The organism is Escherichia whittamii (assembly GCF_014836715.1).
Classification (GTDB): domain Bacteria; phylum Pseudomonadota; class Gammaproteobacteria; order Enterobacterales; family Enterobacteriaceae; genus Escherichia; species Escherichia whittamii.
The window spans coordinates 20,146-30,903 of record NZ_JACSQI010000022.1 but is presented as its reverse complement, the minus strand read 5'-3'; the positions used below and the strand labels follow the sequence as shown (position 1 = coordinate 30,903).

Annotated in this window: 10 protein-coding genes; 9 read left to right on the top strand and 1 reads right to left on the bottom strand. The window is 52.9% G+C overall.

Annotation, left to right across the window (positions count from 1 at the left end; translation table 11 throughout):
- Positions 1-288: 288 nt before the first annotated feature.
- A complete protein-coding gene (locus H9644_RS21010) occupies positions 289-807 on the bottom strand; it encodes an Hcp family type VI secretion system effector (RefSeq protein WP_001142963.1) in 519 nt (172 codons plus the stop codon).
- 705 nt (positions 808-1,512) lie between these two features.
- Between H9644_RS21010 and tssB the strand changes: the two genes are divergently transcribed.
- From tssB to icmH, 9 genes are read left to right on the top strand one after another with little or no spacing between them, the layout of a single operon-like run.
- Positions 1,513-2,016: a type VI secretion system contractile sheath small subunit gene (gene tssB, locus H9644_RS21005; protein ID WP_191776441.1), complete on the top strand. Its 504-nt coding sequence runs from the start codon at positions 1,513-1,515 to the stop codon at positions 2,014-2,016.
- A 22-nt stretch (positions 2,017-2,038) separates the two neighbouring features.
- Positions 2,039-3,520 carry a type VI secretion system contractile sheath large subunit gene (gene tssC, locus H9644_RS21000; protein WP_191776438.1) on the top strand — a complete coding sequence of 494 codons (1,482 nt, stop codon included), beginning with the start codon at positions 2,039-2,041 and terminating at the stop codon, positions 3,518-3,520.
- Between the two features lie 4 nt (positions 3,521-3,524).
- Positions 3,525-3,950, top strand: a complete 426-nt coding sequence (gene tssE / locus H9644_RS20995) for a type VI secretion system baseplate subunit TssE (protein WP_064530343.1) — start codon at positions 3,525-3,527, stop codon at positions 3,948-3,950.
- 5 nt (positions 3,951-3,955) lie between these two features.
- Positions 3,956-5,797, top strand: coding sequence for a type VI secretion system baseplate subunit TssF (tssF, locus tag H9644_RS20990; protein WP_064530344.1), 1,842 nt, complete (start codon positions 3,956-3,958; stop codon positions 5,795-5,797).
- Positions 5,761-6,810: a type VI secretion system baseplate subunit TssG gene (gene tssG / locus H9644_RS20985; protein WP_191776435.1), complete on the top strand. Its 1,050-nt coding sequence runs from the start codon at positions 5,761-5,763 to the stop codon at positions 6,808-6,810. Before tssF ends, tssG begins: the two co-directional genes overlap by 37 nt.
- A gap of 16 nt (positions 6,811-6,826) precedes the next feature.
- A complete protein-coding gene (gene tagH, locus H9644_RS20980; RefSeq protein ID WP_318240976.1) occupies positions 6,827-8,107 on the top strand; it encodes a type VI secretion system-associated FHA domain protein TagH in 1,281 nt (426 codons plus the stop codon).
- Positions 8,104-8,628, top strand: coding sequence for a type VI secretion system lipoprotein TssJ (gene tssJ / locus H9644_RS20975; RefSeq protein ID WP_064530346.1), 525 nt, complete (start codon positions 8,104-8,106; stop codon positions 8,626-8,628). Before tagH ends, tssJ begins: the two co-directional genes overlap by 4 nt.
- A 2-nt stretch (positions 8,629-8,630) precedes the next feature.
- Complete coding sequence (gene tssK / locus H9644_RS20970) at positions 8,631-9,977, top strand: type VI secretion system baseplate subunit TssK (RefSeq protein ID WP_064530347.1); 1,347 nt, start codon at positions 8,631-8,633, stop codon at positions 9,975-9,977.
- A 22-nt stretch (positions 9,978-9,999) separates the two neighbouring features.
- On the top strand, positions 10,000-10,755 hold the full coding sequence (icmH, locus tag H9644_RS20965; RefSeq protein WP_064530361.1) for a type IVB secretion system protein IcmH/DotU: 756 nt from the start codon (positions 10,000-10,002) through the stop codon (positions 10,753-10,755).
- Positions 10,756-10,758 lie beyond the last annotated feature (3 nt).

Genomic DNA, 10,758 nt, shown 5'->3' with positions numbered 1-10,758 from the left:
ACCACTGCAAAGGTGTCCGGCTCCTGGCCGTCAACCTCCAGCGTAAAGCGAAGACCTTTTAAGGACATAAATACCTCCCTGATTCATTCACGGAACAAATGATGCCCGCCATGCAGCAAAGGGTACCAGTGCAGCGTTACACTCATCTTTACATCTTCAGGCACGCTACCGCCCGAGTTTCCGGCATCCGCCATCTCCCTCATGGAAGCGTAACTCCTTACTGACACTCATTTTTTACACGTACAAAAACAACATCCTGCTCGGAGGCAGGATATTGTTGACTCAGATTTATGCTTCCAGCGGTGCACGCCAGTCATCGGCACCAGAAGTACCTGATTTGATGTGCTCCCACTCAACCTTGCGGTAGGCCAGTGATACTGCAAGCAATTGCGTAAACTCACGCTGTGCTGGGTCCTGGCAGTGCGGCATATGCAGGTTCATGTCCACAATCGTCGCGTCAGTAAGACGTGTGGTGAAATAGTGCTCCTGCTTGCCTTCAACAGAAGTACGCCACCAGTGCAGCTCCACTTTCGGCAGCATTTCACCGGAGGCCAGCGCGTTGTACAGCAGCGGAACAGCTTTATTCAGCGCCACGGTGAAAATGAACGGTTTGTGCGCTCGCTGGCCGGAAGGCTGGCCAGACTGCGGATCGGTTGGAACAGTAACGTTATGCAGAAACTCCTGCACCAGCATTTCATCTTCGTGTCCCTGCACATAGATATTGCCGACAGAATCCGCGGTGAAAGCACCGGCAGTGATGTTCCCCTGGGTCTGACCCGTAATTGAAATGTAACATGGGGTTGGCATTTGTGAACTCCTTGTGAAATTATCAACTGCTATTTTACGAACAACCCGTCGCTAATCCCCGACAGGTTAGAGTGCGATGCGGCTCACATCATGAACCACACCATTTTCTTTATTCGTGATACATGTACGCGTAATTGGCACCTACCGAAAAACTCATTTAATGGTTTTTAACTATATTTTTAGCCAATTTCAGAACACGGTCACATAAGCTAAAAATATATCAACACAAACAGAAGACTTATCCATAACGTATCCTCCACCCCCATAAAAAAGTCGCAACCGAATCAAGGATTAATTATTACAAACCTTACTTCACCATTAATTCTACTCTCAATTAAGATATTCCTTAAAGGAATTTCTTATGAAGCATAAACAGGAATTAATCAATAAACAAAACCATACATAAAATTTATTAATCAAATAAATAAACACATAAAAATCAATGCGTTATAATATTTTATTGATTGCAAAATTACATTCATGAAGTCTATAAATACCCAGTGAGTTTTCCTAATAATGTATAACACACGAAGGATACATCTCTTTCAAAAATATAAATAGTTCTTTTAATATTTTATTTCATGAGTAGAATACCGATCACAACAGAAGAAGAGTCACATTATCTAACTGCCACTGAAACGGTATTGTCGGTATTTTTATTCAGTACGAACATGCTGTACCCATGGCCTGAACGGGAACATTTTTATGAGCAAAATGAACAACGATGGCGGCAGTGTCGCGCCGAAAGAAAGAATCAGCGTTCGGTATACGCCAAAAGTTGATGGGGTGGCTGCTGATATCGAATTGCCGCTGAATTTATTGATCACCGGCAATCTGAAAGGGAAACCGGATAACACGCCATTGGATGAGCGAACTGCCATTGCTATTAACCGCTATAACCTCAACGCAGTTATTGCAGAAGCTGACATTGAACGGGAATTTGTTGTTCCGGCTGAACTCAGTGACGCTCCCAATGAGCAAATGTACGTCAACCTGAAAGTCAAATCTATGGATGATCTTTCTCCGGACCATATTGCCAACCAGGTACCAGAAATAAAACGTCTGCTCGAATTGCGTGAAGCACTGGTCGCACTTAAGTCTCCGCTAGGCAATATTCCGGCCTTCCGCGCACAACTTCAGGCGTTACTGGAAAACGAAGACACCCGCGAGCAGCTGATCCAGGAACTGGGCATCGCCGTTCAGAAATAATTTTCACAGAAGGATTTTCAGTATGTCAGTACAGGAAGAAATTGCTCCCGTCAGCGCTTCGCAGACCGCCACCTCATCCCTGCTTGATGAAATCATGGCACAGACCCGCGTCCAGCCAAAATCTGAAAGCTACGACATCACCCGCCAGGGCGTGAGCGCCTTTATTGCCGCCATGTTACAGGGCGACAGTAGCGCTGAACCTATCAATATCCTGGCCGTTGATGCCATGATTGCTGATATTGATGCCCGTACCGGCAGGCAGATGGACGCCATTATTCATGCCCCGGAGTTTCAGGAACTGGAATCCCTACTGCGCTCGCTGAAGCTGCTGGTTGAACGCGCGGATACCCGGGAAAACATCAAAGTCCATTTCCTGAATGTCACTCAGGAAGAACTGCTGGATGATTTCGAGTTTGCACCTGAAATTACGCAATCTGCGTATTACAAGCATGTATATTCAAGCGGTTACGGACAATTTGGCGGTGAGCCAGTGGGAGCGGTAATCGGCAACTTTGCCTTTAAGAACACCACGCCAGATATGAAGTTGCTGAAATATATCAGCCAGGTCAGCGCGATGGCGCACAGCCCGTTCCTGTCATCAGTATCATCCGAATTTTTCGGTCTGGACTCATGGACAGAGTTACCGGGGATCAAAGAACCGGGTGCCATCTTTGAAGGCCCGGCGTACTCCCGTTGGCGCGCCCTGCGTGAATCGGAAGATTCCCGTTACCTGAGCCTGACCGCACCACGGTTCCTGCTACGCCATCCTTATTCGCCGGATGAGAACCCTGTCAAAACCTTCCGTTATCATGAAGACGTCAGCCAGAGCCACGAGTCTTATCTGTGGGGAAATACCTCGTTTTTACTGGCCGCTAACCTGGCGGAAAGTTTTGCTAAATATCGCTGGTGTCCCAATATCATTGGTCCTTCCAGTGGCGGAGCAGTCAAAGACCTGCCAGTGCATCTGTATGAATCCATGGGGCAAATGCAAGCAAAAATTCCAACCGAAGTATTGATAACCGACCGGAGAGAGTACGAACTGGCGGAAGAGGGCTTTATCACACTGACCATGCGTAAAGGGTCTGATAATGCGTGCTTTTTCTCGGCCAACTCGGTGCAGAAACCCAAAACATTCCCCAAAACCCCCGAAGGCAAGACCGCGGAAACCAACTATAAACTCGGCACCCAACTTCCATACTTATTTGTTATCAGTAGGTTAGCACATTACATCAAGGTAATTCAGCGCGAACAGCTTGGCTCATGGAAAGAACGCAGTGATTTGGAGCGCGAGCTGAACACCTGGATTCGCCAGTATGTGGCCGACCAGGAGAATCCCCCTGCCGAAGTCCGCAGCCACCGGCCATTGCGTCAGGCAAAGATCGAGGTACTGGATGTGGATGGAGAACCGGGCTGGTACCAGGTCGCGATTTCCGTCAGGCCACATTTTAAGTACATGGGGGCCAGTTTCGACCTGAGTCTGGTCGGACGACTGGATAAGGAATAATCCAATGCAGAGGCGGGATTCAGGACCAACCGGCAGTCTTTTTGAACGTATCCGTGAGGCGGCAAATCCGCCTTCATACCAGAATCCAAAAGAAGCACTGGTACGCTCCATCAGGCGTAATCTGCGACAGGTCCTGAATACCCGCTTCGGTAGCTGTTATGGCTCACCGGAGCTGGGGATTACTGATTTAAATGATGAATCGCTGGCTTCAAGCGATTTCAGACGAGAAGTCCGTAAGTCCATTAGCCAGTGCATTTTGCATTACGAACCCCGAATTACCGATGTTGTTGTTACAGCTGCGGCACCGGATGAATATGCCCCTGTGGAACTGCGTTTTCATATTGTGGCCACGGTCGATGTCAGCGAGACCAGGGAAGTGTTTGAATTTGACATTTTGCTGGACAGCCATCAACGCTATTGTGTGGAGTGATCTCTGTGGCTTTTGAAGAACGTTACTACCGCGAAGAACTGGATTATCTGCGCCAGCTTGGCAAACTGCTGGCGCAGGAAAAACCACATCTGGCCAACTTTCTGGCCGAGAAAGAGGGTGATCCAGACGTGGAGCGTCTGATGGAAGCCTTTGCCTTTATGTCCGGTAGCCTGCGTCAGAAACTTGAGGATGAATTTCCCGAATTCACCCACGGGCTGATCCGTATGCTGTGGGCAAACTATTTACGCCCGGTTCCGGCCATGACGGTTATTGCCTATGAACCCAAAACCGATCAGTTAAAAGTTCCTGTTCAGGTCTGCCGTAATGAACTGATCAGAAGCCGATCAGAAAAGTCCCCCCTGGCTGCTCAGAAGGTGCTGGCTGACAATCATGATAAAATCGTTTCTTCCGTAGCCTGCCATTTCACGCTGGCGCGCGATATCTGGCTGCAACCGCTGCGTATTCTCAACACCCGCAACGCCAGCAGCCTGAAAGAAGGCATCATAGATATCAGTTTCAGCGCAGATAACAACGTCTCCCCCGCCATGCTTGATCTGAACAAAATCACATTCTGGCTGGGTAATGAAGACGATTATACCCGACACCAGCTTTATCTGTGGTTTTGCGAATGCCTGATGGATGCGGAACTGATTGCCGGGGAGCGTCGCCTGCCGCTACCGGATCTGTGGCTGGAGGCCGCTGGGTTTGACAATCAGGATGCCCTGCTGCCATGGCCCAAAAACGTCCACAGCGGTTACCGTGTGCTTCAGGAGTATTTCTGCTATCCCGAAGCTTTCTTCTTTTTTCATCTGCGCGATGTCGCGCCACTTCCGGACGATTTCCCGGTCAGTGCGTTTACGCTGCGCCTGCATTTTAACCGCCCGTTACCTGCCGACATCAAGCTGCGTCAGGACTCGCTGCGTCTGCACTGTACGCCAGCCATTAACCTGTTTACGCATTATGCGGAACCCGTCAGGCCGGATGGGCGGATGACGGAATACCCGTTACGCGCCAGCCACCGGCACCCTGACGCTTATGACATTTTTCAGATAAACACCGTCACTAGCAAAATCAAAGTTTCAGGTGCGGAATCCAGCCCTGGCAGCCAGGCGCGTATCTGGCCCGAATTTGAAAGTTTCCAGCACCAGATGGAGTACAGCCGCCAGCGGGAAGTCGTCTACTGGCATCACCGAACTAAAACGTCCCTGTTTCACCGCGGGCTTGAACATTCCATCGCCTTTGTCCATGCGGACGGCAGCATACCGGACAGCTCACGGTTTAACGATGATGTGATCACCACCTCATTAATCTGTACCAACCGTATGATCCCTGCCCGACTGCATACCGGCGATATCTGTGTGGCCGTCAACAAAAATCCGGCAGTGGCCTCTTTTTATAACGTCACGCGCCCGACGCAGCCGCTATGGCCGGTCACGGACGGCGACATGCACTGGTCGCTGATTTCCGCCATGAACCTGAACTACCTCTCCCTGCTGGACAGGGAGACGCTGATCCAGATCCTGCGTACTTTCGATCTGCCGGGTGCTCATCATCCGCAGCGGGCCAGACTGTCACGCCAGAAACTGGACGCTATCGAAAAACTCGAAACAAAGCCTGTTGACAGACTGTTTAAGGGCGTACCGGTTCGCGGGCTGGCGACCACACTGTGGATACGCCCAGATCCGTTTATCTGCGAAGGTGAAATTTATCTGCTGGGTACCGTGCTCTCGCACTTTTTTGCCCTCTACGCCAGCATCAATTCGTACCACTGTCTAAAAATCATCAACACGGAAAGTCAGGAGGCCTGGGAATGGCAGGAGAAAATGGGCCAGCACGCCCTTATATAGTGGCGAAACCGCCGTTATCGGCGGATGTGCGCAACTGCAATTTCTATGTGCTGATGGAGGCGCTGTACCGTCGGTATGGCGCGCCGGGCCAGGACATTTCCCTGCGTACCGAGCCAGCCCGTGAGATCGTGCGTTTCAGCTCTGACGCCAGTATCGGTTTTCCTGGCACTGACCTTAGTGCGCTTTCCCGTAGCCAGAACGGACAGTATGTACTGCAAACCAGGTTCCTGGGTTTCTCCGGCAGCCAGTCGCCGCTGCCCGGTTATTATCTGGATCAGATGGCGCAGGAGTCCGCACAGAACGAAGACGGCCTGAAAGAATTTCTCGATCTGTTCAGCCACCGCTGGACGCAGTTTGCCTACCACGCCTGGCGTAAATACCGTTACTACATCTGTTTTCGTAACGGCGGTACTGACACCTTTTCACAGCGCATGTACGCACTGGTCGGGCTGGGAAATCAGAGCGTGCGTGACAGGCTTGCCATTAACCACAGCAAAATGCTGGCCTACGCAGGAATTCTGGCAACACCTGGCCGCGCGCCGGAGGTGATCTGCAACCTGGTGTCGCACTGTTTTGATTTGCCAGATGTCACCATTGAACGCTGGCAACTGCGTAAAGTCGCCATTGCTCCGGCACACCAGAACCGACTGGGTGTACGTAATCCGAAAGGCAAAACCGCAGGGCATATTCCGGGGCGCTCTATACTCGGTATTAATTTTACCCTTGGCGCGCGGGTGCCGGATCGCAGCGGAAAATTCCTGTTGCAGATTAGCGGCCTGTCGCGGGAGCGTTATCTCTCATTTTTACCCGATGGCGAAAATCACCTGCCGCTGGCCATGTTCCTTTCCTTTATTCTGCGCGACCAGTTTGCCTGGGATTTACGGCTGTGCCTGGCACCACAGCAGGCTAAAGGGATGCGCCTTGGCGATCCGGCCAGTTCCCGCCTCGGCAGAACCAGCTTTATTGGTCAGCCGAAAGTACCGCCCGCCATCACCATCCGAATCAGGGAATAATTCTATGGAACCACTTATGGCTGAGGAAAAACAGCAATCCCGCCAGGCCTCACTGACTTTACAGGTGATGAATGGCAACGAACTGGAAAGCGGACGCGCCGCAAAATGCCTGTTCAGCGAAAACGGCGGCGATATTGGCCATACGCCGGAATGTCATTGGCAGGTACAGGACCGGGCGGGAAACATTGCTGCGCGTGCCTGTACCGTTATTCGGCATGACGGAGCCTATTGCCTGCGGTGCCTGACGCCGGGACTGATGATTAATCTGGCCCCGGTCTCTTCCGATTTGCTCATCCGCCTGCGCCAGGGCGATGAGATCCAGCTCGGTACACTGACGCTGAAAGCGTTTCTGCATGACGGCGCGGCTGTCACCTACGACGAGCGGATGGCAACCCCGGAAACGATTGTGATGAACCGCGACAGTCTGGCGGACACCCTGCTGACCACCGAGGGACAACCGTCCTATCCGGGAATGCCGTTCCAGCATCAGCTTGCCCCCACTGTGGCGCACGGTTTTTCCAGCGATCCTCTCCAGGCACTCCAGACGGAAAGTCTGATGGTGGCAGATGATCCCATCGCTTCACGCGTCTCCCGGCCCGTTGCCCACACTTCCGATCTGACAGGTGTGAACGGGATCAATACGCCGTTTATGGACCTACCGCCCGGCAATGCCCGCCATGAAGACGGCGATGAATTTTCTGCCATGGCGCAGTACCACCTGGCTGTGACCCCGCTGCTGCGCGGTATGGAGTGTCCGCTGACGCTGCATGATTCTCAGGATGCGGATGAGTTTCTCGAAGAGGCCGGACGGGCGTTGCAGGCCGCCATCAAGGGATTGCTGAGTCTGCAACAGCAACAGAACAGCCTGTCGGATAAACACCTGCGCCCACTGGAAGACAACCCGTTGCGCCTTGACATGGACTATGCCACCGCGCTGAACGTAATGTTCGCCGAGGGTAAAAGCCCGGTACATCTCGCCGCGCCTGCTGCCATCGGCGAAAGCCTGCGCAACATCCGGCATCATGAAGAGGCCAACCGGGCAGCGATTGTGGAAGCGTTGCGCGTCATGCTGGACGCCTTCTCGCCGGGCAATCTGATGCGCCGCTTTGCGCAATACCGCCGCAGCCATGAGCTGCGCCTGAAAATGGACGACGCCTGGGCATGGCAGATGTACAGCAACTATTACGACGAGCTAGCCTCCAGCCGGCAGCAGGGATTTGAAATGCTGTTCAATGAAGTTTATGCCCAGGTCTATGACCGGGTACTGCGCGAAAAACAGAGGGAGCCGGAAGCATGAACGGCAAAGCGTTTCTGGCCTGCGTTCTGATGAGCGTTGTGTTAACTGGCTGTGAAACAGCGAAAAAAATCAGCCAGGTGATCCGCAATCCGGATATCCAGGTCGGAAAGCTGATGGATCAGTCAACCGAGCTGACCGTCACGCTGCTGACCGAGCCGGACAGCAACCTGACGGCAGACGGCGAAGCCGCGCCGGTGGATGTCCAGCTGGTGTATCTGAGCGACGACTCCAAATTCCAGGCCGCCGATTACGACCAGGTTGCCACCACCGCGCTGCCCGACGTGCTGGGAAAAAACTATATCGATCACCAGGACTTCAACCTGTTGCCGGACACCGTAAAAACACTGCCGCCGATCAAGCTGGATGAGAAAACCGGTTATATCGGTGTCATTGCCTATTTTTCAGACGATCAGGCCACAGAATGGAAACAAATTGAGTCGGTAGAAAGTATCGGCCACCACTATCGCCTGCTGGTGCATATCCGCGCCAGCGCGATTGAGATGAAAAAAGAGGAAAACTGACGATGGCAACAATGAAAAACAAGGTGATCTGGCAGGAAGGGCTGTTTGCCCTGCCGCAGCATTTTCAGCAGCAGCAGCGTCACTGCGAGTACCTGCTGACCCATCGTCTGGATGCACTGGGTGATTTTTTCTGGGGTTTTACAGAACTCTCCATCAATACCGAACTGCTTGCCCAGGGCAAAATCACGATTGACCGTGCTGCGGGCTGTATGCCTGACGGCACCGTATTCAGCATTCCCGACCAGGATCTGCTGCCGGAACCTTTCCAGCCGGGAATCCTTTCATCGAAAGAGAGCCACAATATTTATCTGGCGCTGCCTGTGATAAGCGACGTGATCAATGAAATCCAGGGGTTACACAGCGCTGGGCAGGGAACGGAGCGTTACCGCCTTACCCATGCCCGCGTCCGTGATTTTCACACCGACGAAGGCGATGAACAACCGGTTGGTCTGGGGCAGTTGATCCCCCGGATAGTCAGCGGCGCGGACGATCTCAGCGCAATGGTTACCCTCCCCCTGTGCCGTATCCTCACTAAAAATGCCACCGGTGCGCTGGTGCTGGACAGCACCTTTATTCCCACCATTCAGGCTGTCCGCGTCAGCGGGTTACTCGGGACATTCGCCGGCGAGGTGCAGGGGCTACTTGCCACCCGCTCCGCCGATCTGGCCGGACGCATCGGTTCGCCTGAACAGAGCGGGATTGCTGATGTAGCCGAATTTATGATGTTGCAGATGCTTAACCGCCATCAAATGCAGTTCACGCACCGTTCGCAGCTGCACACGCTGCATCCGGAAGCCTTCTACCGGGATCTAGTAGGGCTGCTGGGAGAACTGATGACCTTTACCGAAGGTAATCGCCTTCCCTGCACCGTGGAGCCGTATAATCACCGGGATCTTACCGCGTCCTTCACCAGAACCGTGATCCCGGAACTGCGGCGCGCGCTCAATACCGTGCTGGTGCCGCGTGCGCAGAATTTGCCACTGTTCTTCTCGGAAGGCACCTGGATTGCCACCATCAGCGATCCCACGCTGTTGCAGTCCTGCAAGCTGGTACTGGCGGTGCGCGCCAGGATGCCCTACGACCAGGTGCAGCGTCAGTTTATCCAGCAGTCAAAAGTGGCGGCTACCGACAAAATCCGCAGCGTGGTCAGCGTGCAGGTGCCGGGTATTCCTCTGCACACGCTTACCGCTGCGCCGCGTCAATTACCCTACCATGAAGGTTATGTTTACTTCGAACTGGAAAAAGGCACTCCTGCCTGGCAGGACGTGATAAAAGCGGGCGCACTGGCGCTGCATATCTCCGGTACCTTCCCCGATCTGAACCTCCAGCTCTGGGCAATAAGGGGATAATTGAATGAGCGATATCAGCGATATGAGTGAACCGTCGGTTTTTCCCGTGGAGCCGGAGAGCGGAACACCAGGACGCCAGTACCGTCTCGCCCTTCGCGGCAACAGCCTGAATCCAATGATTGACGCCGCCACACCATTACTCGGCATGGTGATGCGTCTGTCCACTATGAACAGTCAGGCCATGCCGGAACATCTGTTTGCCCAGGTGGTAACCGATGTCCAGGCCGTGGAGCAACTACTTCAGGAGCAGGGTTACGAGCCGGGCGTCATTGTTTCGTTCCGCTACATTCTCTGCACGTTTATTGACGAAGCGGCGTTGGGTAACGGCTGGTCCAACAAAAACGAATGGATTAAACAGTCGCTGCTGGTTCATTTTCATAACGAAGCCTGGGGCGGCGAGAAAGTGTTTATTCTGCTCGAACGCCTGATCCGCGAGCCGGTACGTTACCAGGATCTGCTGGAGTTTTTATACATCTGCTTTTCGCTCGGCTTTCGCGGGCGCTACAAGGTTGCCATTCAGCAACAGGATGAATTTGAGCGGATCTACCAGCGCCTGCACCATACCCTGCACAAACTGCGCGGCGACGCGCCATTTCCGCTACTCCACCAGAAGAACAATATACAGAGCGGGCGTTATCAGTTAATCCAGCGGCTGACCATCAGACATGTACTGTGTGGCGGTCTTGTCGTACTGGTCGTTTTTTATCTGTTTTATCTGCTGCGTCTGGATAGCCAGACGCAGGATATTCTGCATCAGCTCAATAAATTACTCCGATAAGGA

Bases quoted from the DNA above. Each gene is read 5' to 3' on its own strand.
- tssK (WP_064530347.1), top strand. From the start codon at position 8,631: ATGGCAACAATGAAAAACAAGGTGATCTGGCAGGAAGGGCTGTTTGCC.
- tssE (WP_064530343.1), top strand. From the start codon at position 3,525: ATGCAGAGGCGGGATTCAGGACCAACCGGCAGTCTTTTTGAACGTATC.
- tssJ (WP_064530346.1), top strand. From the start codon at position 8,104: ATGAACGGCAAAGCGTTTCTGGCCTGCGTTCTGATGAGCGTTGTGTTA.
- icmH (WP_064530361.1), top strand. From the start codon at position 10,000: ATGAGTGAACCGTCGGTTTTTCCCGTGGAGCCGGAGAGCGGAACACCA.
- tssG (WP_191776435.1), top strand. From the start codon at position 5,761: ATGGCAGGAGAAAATGGGCCAGCACGCCCTTATATAGTGGCGAAACCG.
- tagH (WP_318240976.1), top strand. From the start codon at position 6,827: ATGGCTGAGGAAAAACAGCAATCCCGCCAGGCCTCACTGACTTTACAG.
- H9644_RS21010 (WP_001142963.1), bottom strand. From the start codon at position 807: ATGCCAACCCCATGTTACATTTCAATTACGGGTCAGACCCAGGGGAAC.
- tssB (WP_191776441.1), top strand. From the start codon at position 1,513: ATGAGCAAAATGAACAACGATGGCGGCAGTGTCGCGCCGAAAGAAAGA.
- tssC (WP_191776438.1), top strand. From the start codon at position 2,039: ATGTCAGTACAGGAAGAAATTGCTCCCGTCAGCGCTTCGCAGACCGCC.